Origin of the sequence: Ottowia sp., from assembly GCF_016703145.1 — a bacterium.
Lineage (GTDB): Bacteria > Pseudomonadota > Gammaproteobacteria > Burkholderiales > Burkholderiaceae_C > Ottowia.
In genome coordinates this window covers 47,324-66,894 of the sequence record NZ_JADJCO010000004.1, presented here as the reverse complement: position 1 = coordinate 66,894, position 19,571 = coordinate 47,324, and the positions used below count along the sequence as shown (strand labels likewise).

19 protein-coding genes, 2 pseudogenes and 1 riboswitch are annotated in these 19,571 nt (G+C 64.9%); of the genes and pseudogenes, 7 read left to right on the top strand and 14 right to left on the bottom strand.

The features are described 5' to 3' along the window. Nucleotides 1-441 precede the first annotated feature (441 nt). The 7 genes and pseudogenes from IPG65_RS13035 to IPG65_RS13010 all read right to left on the bottom strand — a co-directional run. Complete coding sequence (locus IPG65_RS13035; RefSeq protein WP_293190236.1) at nt 442-1,653, bottom strand: hypothetical protein; 1,212 nt, start codon at nt 1,651-1,653, stop codon at nt 442-444. Between the two features lie 210 nt (nt 1,654-1,863). Next, nucleotides 1,864-2,820: a glycosyltransferase family 2 protein gene (locus tag IPG65_RS13030; protein ID WP_293190234.1), complete on the bottom strand. Its 957-nt coding sequence runs from the start codon at nt 2,818-2,820 to the stop codon at nt 1,864-1,866. A gap of 5 nt (nt 2,821-2,825) precedes the next feature. Further along, nucleotides 2,826-3,176, bottom strand: coding sequence for a hypothetical protein (locus tag IPG65_RS13025; protein ID WP_293190232.1), 351 nt, complete (start codon nt 3,174-3,176; stop codon nt 2,826-2,828). Further along, on the bottom strand, nt 3,169-4,290 hold the full coding sequence (locus IPG65_RS13020; RefSeq protein WP_293190230.1) for a hypothetical protein: 1,122 nt from the start codon (nt 4,288-4,290) through the stop codon (nt 3,169-3,171). Before IPG65_RS13020 ends, IPG65_RS13025 begins: the two co-directional genes overlap by 8 nt. A gap of 231 nt (nt 4,291-4,521) precedes the next feature. After that, nucleotides 4,522-4,767 (bottom strand): hypothetical protein, encoded by a 246-nt coding sequence (locus IPG65_RS13015; RefSeq protein WP_293190248.1) that lies wholly within the window; start codon nt 4,765-4,767, stop codon nt 4,522-4,524. Nucleotides 4,768-5,089: 322 nt separating this feature from the next. After that, nucleotides 5,090-5,485, bottom strand: a pseudogene (locus tag IPG65_RS19390) (acyltransferase family protein); the annotation flags it as partial. A 72-nt stretch (nt 5,486-5,557) separates the two neighbouring features. Further along, a pseudogene (locus IPG65_RS13010) lies at nt 5,558-7,170 on the bottom strand (peptide chain release factor 3); the annotation flags it as partial. Nucleotides 7,171-7,326: 156 nt separating this feature from the next. Here IPG65_RS13010 and IPG65_RS13005 point away from each other — a divergent pair. From IPG65_RS13005 to istB, 3 genes are read left to right on the top strand one after another with little or no spacing between them, the layout of a single operon-like run. Beyond that, nucleotides 7,327-7,926, top strand: coding sequence for a hypothetical protein (locus tag IPG65_RS13005; RefSeq protein ID WP_293190228.1), 600 nt, complete (start codon nt 7,327-7,329; stop codon nt 7,924-7,926). A gap of 59 nt (nt 7,927-7,985) precedes the next feature. Continuing rightward, nucleotides 7,986-9,509 carry an IS21 family transposase gene (gene istA, locus IPG65_RS13000; protein ID WP_293190226.1) on the top strand — a complete coding sequence of 508 codons (1,524 nt, stop codon included), beginning with the start codon at nt 7,986-7,988 and terminating at the stop codon, nt 9,507-9,509. After that, on the top strand, nt 9,502-10,317 hold the full coding sequence (gene istB / locus IPG65_RS12995) for an IS21-like element helper ATPase IstB (protein ID WP_291324083.1): 816 nt from the start codon (nt 9,502-9,504) through the stop codon (nt 10,315-10,317). Before istA ends, istB begins: the two co-directional genes overlap by 8 nt. A gap of 398 nt (nt 10,318-10,715) precedes the next feature. Here istB and IPG65_RS12990 read toward each other — a convergent pair whose 3' ends face one another. Both IPG65_RS12990 and IPG65_RS12985 read right to left on the bottom strand, forming a co-directional pair. Further along, nucleotides 10,716-11,024, bottom strand: coding sequence for a type II toxin-antitoxin system RelE/ParE family toxin (locus tag IPG65_RS12990; RefSeq protein ID WP_293190221.1), 309 nt, complete (start codon nt 11,022-11,024; stop codon nt 10,716-10,718). Beyond that, the gene (locus IPG65_RS12985; protein ID WP_293190219.1) at nt 11,021-11,287 is read right to left on the bottom strand and encodes a type II toxin-antitoxin system ParD family antitoxin; all 267 of its coding nucleotides are present in this window, start codon (nt 11,285-11,287) and stop codon (nt 11,021-11,023) included. Before IPG65_RS12985 ends, IPG65_RS12990 begins: the two co-directional genes overlap by 4 nt. A 62-nt stretch (nt 11,288-11,349) precedes the next feature. Further along, nucleotides 11,350-11,430, top strand: a riboswitch (S-adenosyl-L-homocysteine riboswitch). 66 nt (nt 11,431-11,496) lie between these two features. On the opposite strand from IPG65_RS12985, the gene ahcY reads away from it, so the two are divergent. The 4 genes from ahcY (at nt 11,497) to IPG65_RS12965 (ending at nt 15,397) form a co-directional block, all read left to right on the top strand. Further along, nucleotides 11,497-12,927, top strand: a complete 1,431-nt coding sequence (ahcY, locus tag IPG65_RS12980; RefSeq protein ID WP_293190217.1) for an adenosylhomocysteinase — start codon at nt 11,497-11,499, stop codon at nt 12,925-12,927. A 35-nt stretch (nt 12,928-12,962) separates the two neighbouring features. Further along, entirely contained in the window at nt 12,963-13,739 is a 777-nt protein-coding gene (locus IPG65_RS12975) for an SAM-dependent methyltransferase (protein ID WP_293190215.1), read from the top strand. Nucleotides 13,740-13,771: 32 nt separating this feature from the next. Continuing rightward, nucleotides 13,772-14,617 (top strand): methylenetetrahydrofolate reductase [NAD(P)H], encoded by an 846-nt coding sequence (metF, locus tag IPG65_RS12970; protein WP_293190213.1) that lies wholly within the window; start codon nt 13,772-13,774, stop codon nt 14,615-14,617. A 342-nt stretch (nt 14,618-14,959) separates the two neighbouring features. Beyond that, the gene (locus IPG65_RS12965) at nt 14,960-15,397 is read left to right on the top strand and encodes a septal ring lytic transglycosylase RlpA family protein (RefSeq protein ID WP_293190246.1); all 438 of its coding nucleotides are present in this window, start codon (nt 14,960-14,962) and stop codon (nt 15,395-15,397) included. 232 nt (nt 15,398-15,629) lie between these two features. On the opposite strand, the gene paaE is transcribed toward IPG65_RS12965, so the two are convergent. From paaE to paaA, 5 genes are all read right to left on the bottom strand, one after another. Beyond that, complete coding sequence (gene paaE / locus IPG65_RS12960; protein ID WP_293190211.1) at nt 15,630-16,733, bottom strand: 1,2-phenylacetyl-CoA epoxidase subunit PaaE; 1,104 nt, start codon at nt 16,731-16,733, stop codon at nt 15,630-15,632. 11 nt (nt 16,734-16,744) lie between these two features. Beyond that, nucleotides 16,745-17,335: a 1,2-phenylacetyl-CoA epoxidase subunit PaaD gene (paaD, locus tag IPG65_RS12955; RefSeq protein ID WP_293190209.1), complete on the bottom strand. Its 591-nt coding sequence runs from the start codon at nt 17,333-17,335 to the stop codon at nt 16,745-16,747. A gap of 7 nt (nt 17,336-17,342) precedes the next feature. Continuing rightward, the gene (paaC, locus tag IPG65_RS12950; RefSeq protein WP_366820513.1) at nt 17,343-18,131 is read right to left on the bottom strand and encodes a 1,2-phenylacetyl-CoA epoxidase subunit PaaC; all 789 of its coding nucleotides are present in this window, start codon (nt 18,129-18,131) and stop codon (nt 17,343-17,345) included. A 68-nt stretch (nt 18,132-18,199) separates the two neighbouring features. Further along, nucleotides 18,200-18,502 (bottom strand): 1,2-phenylacetyl-CoA epoxidase subunit PaaB, encoded by a 303-nt coding sequence (paaB, locus tag IPG65_RS12945; RefSeq protein ID WP_293190208.1) that lies wholly within the window; start codon nt 18,500-18,502, stop codon nt 18,200-18,202. A gap of 16 nt (nt 18,503-18,518) precedes the next feature. After that, nucleotides 18,519-19,544 carry a 1,2-phenylacetyl-CoA epoxidase subunit PaaA gene (paaA, locus tag IPG65_RS12940; RefSeq protein WP_293190206.1) on the bottom strand — a complete coding sequence of 342 codons (1,026 nt, stop codon included), beginning with the start codon at nt 19,542-19,544 and terminating at the stop codon, nt 18,519-18,521. Nucleotides 19,545-19,571 lie beyond the last annotated feature (27 nt).

Here is a 19,571-nt window from a genome sequence, read left to right as displayed (position 1 = left end):
AGGATCCGGCAGGATCAAGGCGCTCCGCTGGCCAGAGGGGACGCCGTGTCTTGAGCATCTCTTGCATGATGTGGGCTGACTGAGCGGCGACGCTAGGGAGAGACCTGTCAGGGCTGCACAGCTTAGTTCTAGCATGGTGATGGGGCCCTTTTGCGGTTGCCTGGACGTAACCAAAGAAAGCCGTACTTGCTTGCGACGATGAGCCGCTGCCGAGCACGAAGGGGCGTTCCGGCAACGCATGATCCCGATCCGGTTGTCTTGCATGGCGGCGACGAAGCGGACTGTGCCTGGTCCATCGGCTCCGGAGGTGTTCAGCCTTCCGCCAGGAATCCGGGTTTTGCTCGACAGGCTGATGGTGGGTGGTCTTGCCGTCGCAGGGCAGGTGTGGCGTGTTAGGAGCATTCGAGCCGATGAGAGAGTAGGGTGGATACCCGAAAATGCTCATCCATCGTCGAGGAAGCGCCCGCGCCGGTTGCAGATCGCGCACAGCGTTGTAAGTACACCAGCGACGTCAAGGATTTCGTCCGGAATGTCAATACCCTCGCCAAGGCAGTTCATTCCTTCGATTTCGTGCCCAAGCGGTTGTCTTGTCCTGACAATTGGGCGCGGATCTGAGTAGTTCAGCAGGAGTCCCGCAGCCACGAAAACCGGCAGCGCGAACGCCCAACGCGCCCATGGCCGAGTGAGCGGCCGATGCGCGTACGCCAGCAGCAGCAAGGCGAGCCATCCCAGCAACGTGGACGTGGCGTAGCGCGAAGCGAATGCTTCCGGGAGGCCGATATGGGCGCGAGACAGCGCCGCGGCCAGGCCGGATGCGCAGACATAGACCAGAAAGAACGCGATTGCCACCAACATCGGATCGCCTGGCCGTCGCAGCCGCACGGACCGAGCAATGGTTCCGATCACGCCGATGGCCGACGTCATGACAAAGAAAACACCTGTCCCGACGGCCAGATTCACGCTGCCGGTCAGGTGAAAGAAGGGTGCGCCAAAGTAGGCGAACAAAAATTGGATGACGTCGACAGGGCGCTCAAGCCAATAGCCAGGTGGACTGCGCGCCCAATGCGGGCTCGTGTAGCCATGGAAATATGCCCAGATGGCCAGCGCTGAAACGAAGCCTGTGAGCAGGATTTGTCGTGCCGGCAGCCGGTACAGCAGGGCCCACAGGACCAGCATCGGGAGAGTGGCCACCCCGTTGGCCATGGTCGCTATCGAAAGGAAGCCGCCGACCAGCGCGGCCTTGAAAAAGCCACCGCGGCCGGTTTGGCAGTACCGTGCCATCCAGTAAAACGCCAGCAGCGGCAAAAGGTGCGCCAGGTAGATCTGGCTTGCAACCTCCCATCGCAGGTTTTCCTGCTGCATCCATGAAAAAGCCGCACCCGCGATGAACAGCGTCAGGGCCCCTGGGGAGACCGCGCCTTCTTGCGCCATCCCGGAGCGGCGTATCAGCAGGGAGAACACACCGCTGATCGCAAGCAGCAGCACCACGTTCATGGCCAGCAGAAACTTCAGGTCGCCGAAGAAGTGAAATTCCACCCAGAACAGGATGCGCGAGAGCAGAAAGCGGTGTTCGTTGCCTTGCTCCCACCATGGCGCCCAGCCTTCGCTGGCCGTCCTGACATAGAACCAGCCCGCCCTTCCCAGCCGTCCCATTGCAGTACGCCAGTATGGAAATGGGCCATGCTGATCAGCGCACCGCAAAACATTGCGCTGAAGAACAGCATCGCCGCGGCCAGCGTCAGCCGTCGTCGCGCCAGTTGGTGACCAGGCAGTGTCTCAGTCGTCATGGCGGCCGTTGCGGATCAGCATGCAAACGACATGAATCACGCTAGGCATTCGGGGTGAGACTGCTGAAACTGCTGTTCACCGCGCATCCAGATCGCCCGCCAGCGGCTCCGTGGGCACGCTGCTCACGTCGTGGTGCAGAAAGGCGATGAGGCACTGGATGCCGATCAGCAGCGGCAGCGCCGCCAGCATCACCGTGCCGCTGGAGGCGGGCTGCCCAGTGGCCGCGCTGTGCGCCCACTGCACCGCGCCAAACACCGGGCTCGCCGTACTCAGCAGCGCCCCGAACAGGCTGTAGAGGCTGCCCAGATTGAAATCGCGCACCAGGTACACGTAGACGTAGCGCTTGAAGAAGCGCTGCACGTGCTTGAGCATGAACTCCGGCAGCACGCGCGAGACCTTCAGGTTCGACTCCTCGTCGGCGTACACCGCGTCCATCGGCACGTCGTGCACCACCGCGCGGATGATGCTCAGGTGGTAGAGCATGTCGCTCTCGAAGAAGTAGCGGCGCTCCAGTTTGTCCAGCGGCAGCTCGCGCAGCACCGCCGTGTGGATGGCGGTGTAGCCGTTGGTCGGGTCCATGATCGGCCAGTAGCCGGTGCTGAGCTTGTTGATGAAGGATAGCGCCGCATTGCCGAACAGACGGATCGGCGGCATGCCTTTGAGCGACTCGGGCCGGAAAAAGCGGTTGCCCTTGGTGTAGTCGGCCTTGCCTTGGACGATGGCGCGCACGAAGTGGGGGATCAGCGCCGGGTTCATCTGTCCGTCGCCGTCGATCTTGACCACGATGTCCATGTCGTCGGCCAGCGCCGCCTGGTAGGCCGTGACTACGGCACCGCCCACGCCGCGGTTCTTGGGGTGGTAGAGCACGCGCACGCGCTCATCGTGGTTGTACTCTTCGATGAACTTGCCACTGCCATCGGGGCAGGCGTCGTCCACCGCGTAGATCCGCTCGACTGCGGGCCCGATGGCGGCGATCACGCCCAGCACGTGCCGCGTAACCTTGTAGCAGGGGATGGCGACGGCGATGCGCATGGCCATCACGTCGTGGTCGAGGCCAGTGTGACGCCGGCCATGATCAGCGCGCCGCCGGCCAGCGTGCGCCAGCCCAGCGGCTCGCCGAGGAAGGCCCAGGCCAGTGTCGGCACGATCAAAAAGGCCAAGCCCATGAAAGGGTAAGCCAAATGCAGCGGCGCGTGACGGAGGATCCAGACCCAGCCGAGGGTGGTGACGCCGTAGAGCACGAGCGAGGCGATCAGCCAGCCGTTGTGCAGCAGGGCTGAGAGCGACAGCACGTCAGGCATCGCTTGCGCGGCCTTTTTGAACATCAGTTGCCCGGTACTGATGGCCAGCACACACACGAGCGTTAGAGCAATGACGAGACTAGACATTGGACGATGAAGAATCAGATGCGGCGAATATTGGAAGCAACACCAAAGGTGCGACGAAAAACGCCAACAAATAGCGATATTCCCCCGCGATCGAGAGCGTGAAGACGGCAAAAAGTTGAAACCAAAATATCGCGCAAACGAGCATGCCAGGACGGTCGCGGCACCGCCATGTGCGTGCGCCTGCCAACATCATCAGTATCAGGCCGGCCCACGGTGTCCACAGTATCGCACGATATTTGAACGTGAAGTCCAGCCAATCCACCTGCCAACGGTGAATGACGCCGTGACGAAACCGGATTTCAGAATTTGAGTGAGTCTGGGGCAGGATGTGCTCCGCGTTTGTTGACCCTGCGAATCCGCCGTCCGCTAAGGACGAATAAAGAAAAATGTTGATGCGGCTCGCTGCAAACGCAGGGAAATTGTGCCAAAGATTATATGTAAAAAATTCGCGCAAAATAGTGTTTTTGGCGTCCTTGGACAGGCCTAGCAATGCAGGCCCTTGAGGAAAAAAAATGAGCGGATCCCAATAGTAGTGGTCATGAAATTGAAGAATTTTCTCTAGACTGTTGCCCGATGACGTCAACGCGTCAACGGTTGCTGCGGTAACTCTGGGCTCACCGCGCTCCCACAGGCCCATGGGTCGGCGTTCCAGAAATCCGACGGTTTCGTATAGTGCCAATGGAAAGATGGAGCCAATTGGATTGCGTTGCTTGAATTCAAAGTGTGCGAATGCTGCCAATACGCACCACGGCACGACCACTGCAGCAAGTCGCCACCGATGCACCCGGGGCAGTGCAATCGCGAGAGCAAGAATGGCAATGACATTCAGAATTCCATTGGGGCGAGAGAAAAGTGCGAATGGCACGGTAATTGTCAGCATCCAGCATGCGGTCATATCGAGCCGACGCTGGCGCCAGCAGCGCCACACTTCAAATAGCATTCCAGCCAACGCGATAGCGTAAATACCGTCAGAATACAGGCTGCTCGCATAGTACAGCACGCTGGGTGCCAGTGCCACCCCAACTGCAGGCCGGCAAGCTCTTGTAAAAGCTGATTTGTCCACATCAAACTCAAGATGCGGGTGCACACCAGTGTGCAAATCAACATTTGACAAGCGATCGGGATTTCCTAGCGCCAAGGACCATGAGCGCGAGGTTAAAGAGATACCAGAGTGGCGGCTTGTTTGATTGGAAGTCGCGATTGGATTCGACTTCGAGAATGATCGCCAAGCTGTCTTGGCCCAGGATTCCAGGCCAGCATGCTACCAACCATAGGCTATAGATCAGTGCAAGTGCACAGAACAGCAAGCCGGGTGGTAGGCGTGAATCGCGGTGTTGAGCGGTGTTCATCGCTTCCGGGGTTTGAGTTTCAGCGCCTGCTTTTCAATGCCGTGCCATGAGGCAGTGGCCAGTACCAACACGATTCCTGGGTCGAAATAGCCAACGCCAACAAAGCCCAGGTGCGGCCAACCGAAAAGGATCACGGTCTGCTGAACTGGAAACGCAATCAGGTAGGTGCCATATGACGGGTCGCCCCAGCGTCCGGCGCGCCGCAACACCGGAGTGGCACGCGTTCCGACGTAGACCAGCACGAGCGGCAGGACGATCAGTACGGCGGTGTGCCAACCAGCCGACCAGGTGTGCCGCCCCGATGCTTGCGGCCAGTATCCAAGCGGACGGGCGTCGCTCCCGGTGGTGGGCTTTGAGCAAAAAGGGCTGATCCAGCGAGGAAAATGCGCTCAGCTCAGACTGCCTAGTGAACTGGTTCCGAGACGTCGGCTGGTTTTGGACAAGAACCAGATTGCACCTAGCGCCACGAAGCATAGCCACTGGAATCGCACACGCATCACGCCTGGGCAAACCGGCCCAACCGCCAGACCACGTAGCAGCGAACTTCCAGGGGATCGTCCACAACGAGCCATTGACGCCACGTGCATAAGGGTTTTCCTCAAACACTCCCGGCAACACGAAGTGAACCTGCATGGCGAGCGTGCGCAGGTAGGCGGCAGTGGCCCCGTGAGTCCAGTAAGTGTGCAATGGCAGCGTGGTCACGTAGGCGCCCAGAACGTAGGCGGTACAGATGACCACGACCGTGAGAGCCGGCCAGATTCTCAGGAACCGACGCAGGCTAAAGCGCAAAACATTTGGATCGTTGTACCAGCTGCTTGTCACCAGATATCCGCTGATGACAAAAAATACGATGACTGCCGCTCCACCCCAGCTATACAGACCCAAGAACGAAGGTTCGGCCTGACTCGTCAGTGCGAAGTGGTGGCTGTAGAGCACCGTCAACGCTGCCATCATGCGGATCGCATCGAAGTTGTTGCCATGCTGCCGATCGAGAGAGCCGCATTCGCCATGTTCAGCTAGCTTGCAATTCCATCCCGCATGCTCGCGCAGCGGTGGAAGTGGATCTTGGGGAATCGTTCCTGCGCCAGGCGCACGTCGTACGGGCTGGTGCACAGGTAGGCCAATGCATCCGCGGCGTCGTGGGCCATGCGCAGGGGGTAGGCGTTCTCGAAGGCGCTCAGCTCGGCGGGGGTATCGGCCGTGATCCAGCGCGCGCCGGTGTAGGGGCAGCCCTCCAGGCGCACGTCGCAGTCGTATTCGGTCTTCAGGCGGTGCTGCACCACCTCGAACTGCAATTGGCCCACGGCGCCCAGCAGCATGTTGCCGCCGGCGTCGGGCTTGAAGACCTGGATCGCACCTTCTTCGCCCAGCTGCATCAAACCTTGCTGCAGCTGCTTGGTGCGCAGGGGGTTCTTCAGTACCACGGTCATGAACATCTCGGGCGCAAAGAAGGGCAGGCCGGTGAATTGCAGGCTGGGCCCGTCGGTGATGCTGTCGCCCAGCTGCACGCCGCCGTGGGTGGTAAAGCCGATGATGTCGCCGGCATAGGCCTCATCGACGGCCTCGCGGCGCTGGCTCATGAAAGTGACGACGCTGGTGGGGCGCAGCTCTTTGCCGGTGCGCTGCACGCGCATCTTCATGCCCGGCGTGTACTTGCCCGAGGCCACGCGCACGAAGGCGATGCGGTCGCGGTGGTTGGCGTCCATGTTGGCCTGCACCTTGAAGACCACGCCGGCAAAGCCCGGGTCGTCGGGCCGGACGGTGACTTCCTCGCGTTGGCGGTTGACTTCGGTCCAGGCCACGCGCGGGCCGGGCGGGGGCGACATGTCCACCACGGCGTTCAGCACCTCCATCACGCCGAAGTTGTTGACGCCCGAGCCGAAGAACACGGGGGTCAGCCTGGCGGCCAGAAACGCGTCGTGATCCCACGCGGTGGAGGCGCCCACGGCCAGTTCCATGCTTTCCATCGCGTGGTCGAACGCGGCGCCGAAGCGCTTGCGCAGCTTGTCGGTCTCGGTGAGCGGGATGGTCTCGAAGTCCTGCGGGCGCTTGTCGCTGCCGGGCGCGAACACCGTCATGCTTTGGGTGCGCAAGTCGATGATGCCGCCAAAGCTCTTGCCCTGGCCCACCGGCCAGGTGATGGGGCAGCAGGGCATTCCCAGCTCGCGCTCCACCTCGTCGAGGATGTCCAGCGGGTCGCGCACCTCGCGGTCCATCTTGTTGACGAAGGTGATGATGGGTGTATCGCGCTGGCGGCAGACCTCGATCAGGCGGCGCGTCTGCGCCTCCACGCCGTTGGCGGCGTCGATCACCATCAGCGCCGAATCGACGGCGGTGAGCACGCGGTAGGTGTCCTCGGAGAAGTCCTTGTGGCCGGGCGTGTCGAGCAGGTTGATGACGTGGTCGCGGTAGCTCATCTGCATCACGCTGGAGGCCACCGAGATGCCGCGCTGCTTTTCGATCTCCATCCAGTCGCTGGTGGCATGGCGGCTGGCCTTGCGGCCCTTGACGGCGCCGGCGATCTGGATGGCGCCGGAGAACAGCAGCAGCTTTTCGGTCAGCGTCGTCTTACCGGCGTCGGGGTGGGAAATGATGGCAAACGTCCTTCTACGCCTGACTTCATCAGTGAATAGAGCGTTAGCCATTGATCACTTTCTTGTCCTATGTACACAAATATGCACGCGTTTCCAAAGCCGCTCCTCTGAGCGAGTTTGCATAATAACCTAAGAACGGCTTGACATCAAACCCTAAAACTCGTACAACAATAAAACCTAAGTATCGCAAGGCAGAATTCCCTAAAAATGGCAACGCCCGCAGACAAGCTCGCCCAGTCCCTCGCCGCCTTGAAAGCTCTTCAGGACGCGAAGGCAGTCGCCATTCGGGCGTCCGACCTTACGCGTGTCCATCGTGAGCGCCTGCTCAAGAATGGCTTTATCCGTGAAGTGATGAAGGGCTGGTACATCCCGGTCCGGCCCGACGGCCCGGCAGGGGAGAGCACGGACTGGTATGCCTCGTTCTGGCCCTTCTGTGCAGCGTATCTGACGGAGCGATTCGGAGAGGACTGGTGTCTCGGGGCAGAGTATTCCATTGCTCTGCATACCGGTAACTGGAACGTCCCCCGTCAGCTTCTCGTGCGCGCGGCACGCGGTGGCAACAAGCCAACCGGCCTACTGCACGACACGTCGATATTCGACCTGCGCCTTGAAGTACCTGCTCCGCAAGACATCCAGGTTGTGGACGGCCTGCGCCTCATGCGCTTGCCCGCGGCACTCGTTGCCTGCGCGCCCGGACACTTCGCGGCACACGCGGTCGAGATGCGGGCAGCACTCGCCATGATTGCCGATGTGTTGATTCATTTCCAAAGCTGGGCCATTTCGAGACGCGTTCACGTTGAAATCTGAGCCACGTTGCAGCTCTATCGTGCTGAGTTTTTCAGCACGGGGGAGCAGGAGTGATCAACGTGAGCACATTGAGCAAGTTGCGCCGCCTCGTGCTGAGGCAGGACGTGTCGGTGCGCGAGGCCAGCCGCAGGCTGGGCATCTCGCGCAACACAGCCACCAAGTGGCTCAAGGATGGGCAGATGGTCGAGCCCCGATACCCGCAGCGGGTCTCGGGCCCCAGCATCCTGGATCCGTACAAGGAGCAGTTGAGCCAGTGGCTCAAGGCCGATAGCCATCGCAGCAAACGCGATCGGCGCGGGATCAAGGCGATGTTTGAAGCGCTGCGGGCGCAGGGCTACAGCGGCAGCCGGGGGCCGGTGTACGCCTTTGCCCAGCGCTGGCAGCAAGAGCAAGGCAACGCGGCACGCGGCGCAGGGTTTGTGCCGCTGAGCTTCGAGTTGGGCGAGGCGTTCCAGTTCGACTGGAGCTGCGAGTACCTGTTCATCGGGGGACTGCGCCGCCGCCTGGAGGTGGCACACACCAAGCTGGCGGCCAGTCGCGCCTTCTGCCTGGTGGCGTACTACAGCCAGGCGCACGAGATGCTGTTCGACGCGCACGCACGGGCGTTCGCCCTCTTCGGTGGCGTGCCCCGGCGGGGCATCTACGACAACATGAAGACCGCGGTAGACAAGGTCGGCCAAGGCAAGCAGCGCAGCGTCAATGCACGCTTCGAGGCCATGACCGGGCACTACCTGTTCGAGCCGGAGTTCTGCAACCGGGCCGCCGGCTGGGAGAAGGGAGTCGTCGAGAAGAACGTTCAGGATCGACGCAAGGACATCTGGCGCGAGGCCAGTGAGCGGCGCTGGGGATCGCTTGACGAGCTCAACAACTGGCTGGAGCAAGCCTGTGTGAGGGTCTGGGGCGAGATGAGTCACCCAGAGTGGGGGCACCTCACGGTGGCCGACGTCTGGCAGGACGAACGTGTTCGCCTCATGCCCAATCCCCGTGCGTTTGACGGCTATGTGGAGCAGCCGGTGCGGGTCTCTGCCACTTCGCTGATCCACTTCCAGCGCAACCGCTACAGCGTGCCATGCGAGTGGATCCACGCGGTGGTCAGTCTGCGGGCCTATGCCGATAGCCTGCTGGTGGTCGGTCCCGATGGGCGGCAGGTGCGGCTGGAGCGCAGCTTCGAGCGGGATCAGACGATCTACGACTGGATGCATTACATCGCGCTGATCGAGCGAAAGCCCGGTGCGCTGCGCAATGGTGCGCCCTTCAAGACCATGCCCGAACCCCTACAGGAACTGCAGCGCCAGTTGCTGCGCCACAGCGGGGGCGACAGGGTGATGGCGCAGGTGCTCATGGGGGTGAGCCTGCACGGGCTGGAGGCCGTGCTGGTGGCGGAGCTGGCGCTGCAGTCCGGGCGGGTGAGTGCCGAGCACGTGCTCAACGTGCTCTCTCGCTTGCAGGAGCAGCGTGTGCCCGAGCCGCCGGTGGCCACGATGCTCACCCTCAACACGCCGCCACTGGCCAACCTGCAGCGCTACGACGCACTGCGCAACGTCCAGCCTCACGAGGCCTCACCGGAGTCCGACCATGCATGACCTCATGGATGCCTTCAAGGCGCTGGGCTTACACGGCATGGCCAGTGCATGGCCGGAGGTGCTGGGCACCGCCCGCATGAAGTCGCTGGATCACGAGGCTGTGCTGCACCAGCTCATCAAGGCCGAGACCGCGCAGCGCGAGGTACGCTCCATGGCCTACCAGATGCGCGTGGCGCGGTTCCCATCGCACCGCGATCTCGCCGGCTTTGACTTCGCCCATACGCCCATCGATGAGGCGCTGGTGCGCCAACTGCACACCCTTGGCTTCGTGGACTCGGCCCACAACGTGGTGCTGGTGGGTGGCCCCGGCACAGGCAAGACCCACCTGGCCACCAGCCTGGGGATCGAGGCCATCCGCCTGCATGGCAAGCGGGTGCGCTTCTTCTCCACGGTGGAGCTGGTCAACGCCCTGGAGCTGGAGAAGGCGCAAAACAAGGCCGGGCAGTTGGCACACCGGTTGATGTACGTCGATCTGGTGATCCTGGATGAACTGGGCTACCTGCCGTTCACGCAGTCGGGCGGCGCCATGCTGTTCCACCTGCTCTCCAAGCTCTACGAGAGAACGAGCGTGGTGATCACAACAAACCTGACCTTCTCGGAATGGAGCAGCGTCTTGGGCGACGCCAAGATGACCACCGCATTGCTCGACCGCCTCACGCACCACTGCCACATCGTGGAGACGGGCAATGAGAGCTGGCGCTTCAAGCATTCCAGTGCCGCTGGCGCGGCACCACCAAAGCAACGCAGCAAAGCTCAGAAAGGAGATCGAAAAACAGCAGACCCGATAGACTTATCCACAACCGAGTAGCCAGAACATCCATCAAACCAGTGGCTCAGTATTCGACGTGATCACTGGCTCAGTTGTGCTGATGAATCAACATTCGGGCACCAGCCGGTCACGCTGTTCAAGCGTTATTTTCGCGCCTACAAGGTCGAGAGCTTGCTTGATGGCTGCGTGATTACGCGCGGCTGGCGCACCGGCCGCATCAATCGCAATTGAACCCGTTGTCTCGACCTGTCTCACCCTGACAGGACTTGACCATGCCCGGCAGGCCTCTTTCCTCGCGCAAACCACGTAAAGGGGTCAGCCGTGTCGCGGCTTGACCCCGCCTGACTCAGAGGCGGGCCTTGGGGTGGGAGAGATGGCGAAGGTGCGGCGGCGGCGGGTTTCGGAGGCGTGGGACACGGAAGGCTCAAGAAAAAAGATCAGGTCAGATGATGGGGCAGGTCGGACGCCTGGTGCAGCACGCGCAGCACGTCGATGCGGTCCGCGTGCTCCACGTAGAAAACGGCGAACGGAAAATGGGTCAAGGTCCAGAAGCGCAGGCCCTTGATGCGGGTGGCACCTGCGTGGCGCGGCGAGCCGGTGCCGGGATGCTGGGCGATGTGGGCCAGGGCGGTGTCGTAGGCGTTCAGGAATCGCTCCGCCAGTGGCGGGCCACTTTGCGCCCAGTAGTGCCCGAAGGCATCGCCAATGTCACTTTCCGCTGCGGCGCGGGGCTGGACGGGCTTCACGTGGGTTTGGATTGAGCGGCGCGGGCGGCCTCGATGCGAGCGCGCAACTCAGCGCGGTGCTCTTCCCACGGGCGACCGATGGGCGAATTCAGTCCCTCGTGGATCAGCGCCACGAAGCGCTCCTCGGCGGCGCGCTCTTCGTCGCGCCGCACCAGTTCGCGCATGTATTCGCTGGTGCTGCTGTAGCCGCGCGTCTTCACGCGCGCATCGACGAAGGCCTTCAACTCGTCGGTCAGCGAGATGTTCATGGTCACGGTACCCATGCGGCTGATTTTATGGCGCCTTGGCAACGCTTGCCAAACCGGGCGGGCCGATATAATACGCCCCGTCCGAGGAGCGTTGCAGCACCCCCAGCCAGCGGGGCGCGAGGCTCGGATACCTTTCACAGCAACGACGCTCGCCCACGCTTCTTGTGCGGTGAGTGGCTCCCTCCAAAGCGTGGTTTTTCAGCCGTCCGTTATTGGAGAAAACCATGAGCGCTGTTCTCAAGCCTGCCGTTGAATCGGCCATTGCCGACCTGTCCCTCGCCGACTGGGGCCGCAAGGAAATCCAGGTCGCCGAGACCGAGATGCCCGGCCTGATGGCGATCCGCGCCGAATTTGCCAAGGCCCAGCCGCTGAAGGGCGCGCGCATCGCCGGCAGCCTGCACATGACGATCCAGACCGCCGTGCTGATCGAGACGCTGCAGGCCCTTGGAGCGCAGGTGCGCTGGTCGTCGTGCAACATCTTCAGCACGCAGGACCACGCGGCCGCCGCGATCGCCGCCGCCGGCACGCCGGTGTTCGCCGTCAAGGGCGAGTCGCTCAAGGACTACTGGGACTACACGCACCGCATCTTCGAGTTCGGCCAGCCCGGCAGCGCGCAGGAAGGCCCCAACATGATCCTGGACGACGGCGGCGACGCCACGCTGCTGATGCACCTGGGCGAGCAGGCCGAGACCGACCGCAAGGTGCTGGCCCACCCCAAGAGCGAGGAAGAACGCGTGCTGTTCGCCGCCATCCAGGCCCGGCTGAAGCAGGACGCCCACTGGTACAGCCGCAAGAATGTCCACATCGTCGGCGTGACCGAGGAGACCACCACCGGCGTGCACCGCCTCAAGGAGATGTCGGCCAAGGGGCAGCTCAAGTTCCGCGCCATCAACGTCAACGACTCGGTCACCAAATCCAAGTTCGACAACCTGTACGGCTGCCGCGAGTCGCTGGTGGATGGCATCAAGCGCGCCACCGACGTGATGGTGGCCGGCAAGGTGGCCGTGGTGGCCGGCTATGGCGACGTGGGCAAGGGCTCGGCCCAGGCGCTGCGCGCGCTCAGCGCCCAGGTGTGGGTGACCGAGATCGACCCCATCTGCGCGCTGCAGGCCGCCATGGAGGGCTACCGCGTGGTCACCATGGACGAGGCCGCGCCGCTGGCCGACATCTTCGTCACCGCCACTGGCAACCGCGACGTCATCACCTACAAGCACATGAAGGCCATGAAGGACCAGGCCATCGTCTGCAACATCGGCCACTTCGACAACGAGATCGACGTCGCCACCCTGGAGGCCAAGTGCCGCTGGGAAGAGATCAAGCCGCAGGTGGACCACGTGATCTTCAAGGGCGGCAAGCGCATCATCCTGCTGGCCAAGGGCCGCCTGGTGAACCTGGGCTGCGCCACCGGCCACCCCAGCTATGTGATGTCGTCCAGCTTCGCCAACCAGACCATCGCGCAGATCGAGCTGTTCACCCGCAGCCAGGACTACCAGCCCGGCCAAGTCTACGTGCTGCCCAAGCACCTGGACGAGAAGGTGGCGCGCCTGCAACTGGCCAAGCTCAACGCCAGCCTGACCGAGCTGACCTCCGCGCAGGCCCGGTACATCGGCGTGCCCAAGGCGGGGCCGTTCAAGCCCGACACCTACCGCTACTGACGTCTAGCGTCGAGCGTTTTGACGAACGTTCCCGGATGCGAGCCGATCAGTTTCTCGTCGAGCGCGGCCTGGCCGCCAGCCGCAGCCAGGCGCAGCGCCTGATCGCCGCCGGTGCGCGCTGGCGCAGCGCCAGCGGCTGGCGGCCGCTGGCCAAGAGCGACGACCTGCCCCCCCACGCCGAGGTGGAGCTGGCGGACCCGTCCGAGGCTGCCTACGTCTCGCGCGGCGGCCTCAAGCTGGCCGGCGCCCTGGCCGCGGCCGGCGTGCCGGTGGCCGGACGCTGGTGCCTGGACGTGGGCCAGTCCACCGGCGGCTTCACCGACTGCCTGCTGAAGCACGGCGCGGCGGGCGTGGTGGGGGTGGACGTGGGGCGCGGGCAACTGCATCCCGCGCTGCGCCTGCATCCGCGGGTGCGGTGCCTCGAAGGGGTCAACGCCCGCTATCTGAGTGCTTCTGATTTGATAGCTCCTGGCGCTTATCCAGTGTGGGCTGAAGGTCAAAAAGACTTCAATTTCGACCTGATCGTCGGCGACCTGTCCTTCATCTCGCTCACGCTGGTGTTGCCTGCGCTGGTGCCGCTGCTGGCGCCGGGCGGCGACCTGCTGATGCTCGCCAAGCCGCAGTTCGAGTTGCAGCCGGCGCAGATCGGCAAGGGCGGCCTGGTGCGCGACCCGGCGCTGCATGCGCAGGTGGAGCAGCGCCTGCGCAACGCCTGCGCCGGCCAGGGCCTGGCCGTGCACGGTTGGTTCGACAGCCCCATCGCCGGCGGCGACGGCAACCGCGAATTCTTCATCCACGCCCGGGCCGCCTGAGCCCGCGCACCGCTTCCTTTGCTGGCTTCACCATGAATCTGCCTCTCAGCTTCGAATTCTTCCCGCCCAAGACGCCCGAGGGTGTCGTCAAACTGCGCGCCGTGCGCCAGAAGCTCTACGCTCTCCAGCCCGAGTTCTGTTCCATGACCTACGGCGCCGGCGGCTCCACCCAGGCCGGCACCTTCGCCGCCGTGTCCGAGATGCTGGGCGAGGGCATGGACACCGCCAGCCACTTCTCGTGTGTCGGCGCCACCCGCCAGACCGTGCGCACGCAACTGGCCGAACTGGCGGCCCTGGGGGTCCGGCGCCTGGTGGCGCTGCGAGGCGATCTGCCCAGTGGCTACGGCGCCGGCGGCGAGTTCCAGTACGCCAGCGACCTGATCGAGTTCATCCGGGCCGAGACCGGCGACCGTTTCCGCCTCTACGTGGCCTGCTATCCCGAGGCGCACCCGCAGGCGCGCAGCCCCCAGGCCGACCTGGCCGCCTTCGCCACCAAGGTGCGCGCCGGCGCCGATGTGGCCGTGACGCAGATGTTCTTCAACGCCGACGCGTACTTCCGCTTCGTTCAGGATGCGCGCGCCGCAGGGATCCAGGTGCCCATCGTGCCCGGCATCATGCCCATCACCAACAGCACCGGCCTGCTGCGCTTCGCCGACAACTGCGGCGCCGAGGTGCCGCGCTGGATCCGCCTGCGGCTGCAGAGCTTCGGCGACGACGCGGCGTCGATCAAGGACTTTGGCGCCGACGTCGTGGCCGCGCTGTGCCAGCGGCTGCGCGAGGGCGGCGCGCCCGGCCTGCACTTCTACACACTCAATCAGTCGGCCGGCACCCTGGCCATCTGCCGCCGGCTGGGGGCGCCGGCGCCCGATTCGATATAACCAATGGGTTAATCGATGCCGGGGTTTCTAGAGTTTTTCATCTAAGAAACCACTGGTTTCGGCTTTTCGGGCGCATCCACCGCTAGAATCCGCCGCATGTTACGGGACACCTCTCCCGGCGCCCCGCTTGCGGGCGCGCCGGTTTCCGGAAGTGCACACCCTTCGCCAGCAGCCCGTCTCCTGTGGATCGGCGCGTTGTGGCTGGCAGCCGGGCCTTTGGCGGCCCAGACGGTGGGTTGGAACGCTTCTTCTGCTGCGTCTTTGTCCGAGCCTTGCTCTTCAGCCAAGGCCGTGCACGACATGCGCTGCCCCAATTACACCGGGTTCAAGCCCCGCGTGCGGATGGGCAGCGCAGACGACGACCCCGCGCGCGAGTCGGCCCGGCCGGCGCCGTCGCTGCCCGAGGGCGGCACCAGCCTGCTGCGCGGCGGCAAGGATCTGCAGCGCGGTGTCGCCTCGTGGTACGGCCCCGGCTTTCACGGCCGCACCACCGCCAACGGCGAGAAATTCAACATGGGCGAGATGACCGCGGCCCACAAGACCCTGCCCTTCGGCACCCGCGTGCTGGTGCACAACCCGCGCACTGGCAAGGAGGTCGTGGTGCGCATCAACGACCGTGGCCCCTATGCGCGCGGGCGTGTGATCGACCTGAGCAAGGCCGCCGCCCACGCGCTGGGCATGAAGACGCGCGGCCACGACGCCGTGGTGCTGCGCGAAGTGCTGCCCGCCCGCGCGGGCCAGAACATGATCGCCAGCGCGGAGACGGGCGCCAATCCCTAGTGCGCCGACACGGAGATATCGAAACATGAAGCCGCGTCTTTGCGCCCAGGGCGGCGTTGCAAATCCTCGCGATACCGCCCGGTATCGCTGCGGTTTTCGCCTTGCCCTGAACGCAAATCCATCGGTTTCATTTCGTTCCGATATCTCCGTGCCGGCGTACTAGCGGGTCGCGCTTCGCGCCCTGAATGACAGGGGGCGCCTCGGCGCCCTTGTTTTCGGGGACGCGAACGGCTCAGCGCTCGTCGTAGCTCACCGTCAGCCGGTCGGTGGTCGGCCGCGCCTGGCAGCTCAGCACGAAGCCGTGCGCCATCTCGTCCTGCTCCAGTGTGTAGTTCTTGTCCATCGTGACCTCGCCCTCCAGCACCTTGGCGCGGCAGGTGCAGCACACACCGGCCTTGCAGGAGTAGGGCAGGTCCAGCCCGGCGCTGAGCGCCACGTCCAGCACGTGCTGCTCGCGCCCCATGCTCATCTCGTGCGGCTTGCCGTCGACGACCACCGTCAGCCGCACCTGGCCGACCGGGGCCTCGGAGTCGGGCTGGGCGACGGCGGCGCGGCGCGCCTCCGGGCTCAGGCCGTCCAGGCGGGGTGAGGTGAAGCGCTCGGTGTGGATGCGCTCGCGCGGCACGCCGGCGGCCGCCAGGGCGGCCTCGGTGGCGTCGATCATGGCCTCGGGGCCGCAGATGAACACCTCGTCCATGCTGGCGGCGGGCAGCAGGGTGTTCAGGAGCTGGCGCACCTTGGCGCCGTCGATGCGGCCTTCGAGCAGGGGCACTTCCTGCGCCTGGCGCGACAGCACGTGGATGAGGGTGAGGCGGTGCCGGTACTTGTCCTTCAGGTCTTGCAGCGCCTCGTTGAACATCACGCTGCCCATGCGCCGGTTGCCGTACACCAGGGTGAACTTGGCGGCGGGGCGCTCCTCCAGCGTGGTGGCGATGATGCTGAGGATGGGCGTGATGCCCGAGCCGGCGGCAAAGCCCACGCGGTGCAGCGCGCGCGGCTTGCGGATGGTGAAGCGGCCGTCGGGCGGCATCACGGCCAGCGTGTCGCCCGCCTTGATCCGGGTGGCGGCCCAGTTGGAGAACTGGCCGCCGTCCATGGGGCGGATGCCGACCTCGAGCTCGCCGTGCCGGGCGTAGCGGCTGCGGGTGCTGCAGATGGAGTAGCTGCGGCGCACGTCCTCGCCGTCGATGGTGCCGCGCAGGGTGAGGAACTGGCCGGGCTCGAAGCTGAAGCGCTCGCGCAGCTCGCCGGGCACGGCGAAGGTGATGGCGACGGCGCCGGCGGCCTCGGGGCTGACGCGCGCGACGGTGAGTTCGTGGAAGCGGGGGGACGACATGCGCGCGGCCTCTACAGGGGTTTGAAGTAGTCGAACGGCTCCAGGCAGTCCAGGCAGCGGTAGAGCGCCTTGCAGGCGGTGGAGCCGAAGGGCGAGGTCTCGGTGGTGTTCACCGAGCCGCATTGGGGGCAGGGGATGCCGGATTGTGAATCAAATTGGCCCTTGGACCGCATGGATGAAGCGCCAGTAGCTCCTGATTTGGGAGTAAACCGGACAGTGGACACCGTCACGCCGGTGGCCCCGCGGCGCGGCGGCGCGATGCCGTAGGCGCGCAGCTTCTCGTGCGCGGCGGGCGTCATCCAGTCGGTGGTCCAGGCGGGCGCGAGCTGGGTGACGACGCGGCCGGGCACGCCTTCGCGGGCCAGCAGGGCGGCGATGTCGTCCGCGATCTGGTCCATCGCCGGGCAGCCGCTGTAGGTGGGGGTGATGACGACCTCCACCTGGCCGTCGGCGGCGCGCCGCAGGGCGCGCACGATGCCCATCTCGCGCAGGGTGACGACGGGGATTTCGGGGTCGGTCAGCTCGCCGAGCGCCTGCCATAGGCGCGCTTCCTCGGTGGCGTCCAGCCTGCCGGCATCGACGGGGGCGGCGGTGGTGGGCATGGCCGGCTCACCAAGTCGCGTCGGGGTGGGCGCGGGCCAGGCTCTGCATCTCGCCCAGCAGATAGCTCAGGTGTTCGGAGTGCAGGCCCTCCTTGCCCTGGGTGACGTAGCCGTTCACGGCGGCGGGGCGGCGCAGCGTGGCCTCGCGCAGGGCCTCGTCCACCAGGGCGTTCCAGGCGTCGCGCAGCGCGGCCACGTCGGCGCCGGCGCCTCGGGCGGCGGCCTCGGCCTCGGGGGCGCTGGCGGTCCAGAACTCGTCGGTGAAGGGCAGCAGGTGGTCCAGCGCGGCCTGCGCGCGGCGGTGCGATTCGGCGGTGCCGTCGCCCAGGCGCACCAGCCAGTCGCGCGCGTGGCGCAGGTGGTAGCGCACTTCCTTCAGGCTCTTGGCGGCGATGGCGGCCAGTTGCGGGTCGGTGGATTGCGCCAGGCGGTCCCACACCAGGACCATCAGCGCGCTGTAGAGGAAGTTGCGCACGATGGTGGTGGCCCAGTCGCGGTCGCCCGTGGCGGTGGGCGCCAGCGGCGGGCCGTGCGGCAGCTCCAGCAAGGTGTAGTTGCGGAATTGGGTGGCGTCGCGGAAGTAGGCCAACGTGTCCTCGGTGGCGCCGTCGCCGGCCAGCGCGGCGGCGTGCTGGTAGAGCAGGCGGGCCTGGCCGATCAGGTCGAGGCTGTGGTTGGCCATGGCCAGGTCTTCCTCGAGGATGGGCGCGTGGCCGCACCACTCGGCGTTGCGCTGGCCCAGCACCAGGGCGTTGTCGGCCAGGTGCAGCAGATAGTCCACCGCGGCTGGTGCGATTGCTTCTATTTTAATAGCTGTTGGCGAAAGCGCGGCGCGGGCTGGTGCCGGATTTGGTTCAAAAATGGTCACATGTGCCCCACTTCGTCGGGAATCTCGTAGAACGTCGGGTGGCGGTAGATCTTGTCGCTGGCGGGCTCGAACAATTCGTCCTTCTGGTCCGGGTCGCTGGCGGCGATCAGGTGCGAGGGCACGACCCAGATGCTCACGCCTTCCTGGCGGCGTGTATAGACATCGCGCGCCATCTGCAGCGCCTGCTGCGCGTCGCTGGCGTGCAGGCTGCCGCAGTGCTTGTGCTCCAGGCCCTGCTTGCTGCGCACGAAGACCTCCCAAAGCGGCCAGTCCTTGAGTGCGGGTTGCGTGTCGGTCATGGGTGTTCTCCTCGGGTCAGGCGGCTTTCAGTGCGCGCTGGCGCTGCTTCTCGGCATGGGTGGCGGCGGCCTCGCGCACCCAGGCGCCGTCGTCGTGGGCTTTCACGCGGGTGGCCAGGCGCTCCTGGTTGCAGGGGCCGTGGCCATTGACGACTTGCCAGAACTCGTCCCAGTCGATGGCGCCGTAGTCATGGTGGCCACGCGCGGCGTTCCACTTCAGGTCGGGGTCGGGCAGCGTCACGCCCAGCACCTGGGCCTGCGGCACGGTGGCATCGACGAACTTCTGGCGCAGGTCGTCGTTGGAAAAGCGCTTGATGCCCCAGCGCATGCCCTGCTGGCTGTTGGGGCTGTCGGCGTCGGGCGGGCCGAACATGGCCAGGCACTTCCACCACCAGCGGTTGACGGCGTCCTGCACCATGCCCTGCTGGGCCGGCGTGCCCTTCATCTGCACCAGCAGCGACTCGTAGCCCTGGCGCTGGTGGAACGATTCTTCCTTGCACACGCGCACCATGGCGCGGGCGTAGGGGCCGTAGCTGCAGCGGCACAGGGGGATCTGGTTCATGATCGCCGCGCCGTCCACCAGCCAGCCGATCACGCCCACGTCGGCCCAGGTCAGGGTGGGGTAGTTGAAGATGGAGCTGTACTTGGCCTGGCCCGAGTGCAGGGCGTCGAGCATCTGCTCGCGGCTGGTGCCCAGGGTCTCGGCCGCGCTGTACAGGTACAGGCCGTGGCCGCCCTCGTCCTGCACCTTGGCCAACAGGATGGCCTTGCGCTTGAGGCTGGGCGCGCGGCTGATCCAGTTGCCCTCGGGCAGCATGCCGACGATCTCGGAGTGCGCGTGCTGGCTGATCTGGCGCACCAGGGTCTTTCGGTAAGCGTCGGGCATCCAGTCGCGCGGCTCGATGCGGCCGTCGGCGTCGATGCGGGTGTCGAAGCGGGCCAGCAACTCGCGCTCGGCCTCGTTGGGCGGCCGGGCGACGGCTTTCAGTCCGGCGGAAGGGCCGTCGGCGGCGTCGGGCACGGAAAAGGATTGCGTGTACATGCGTGGGTCTCCTGGCAGCCCTTGCGG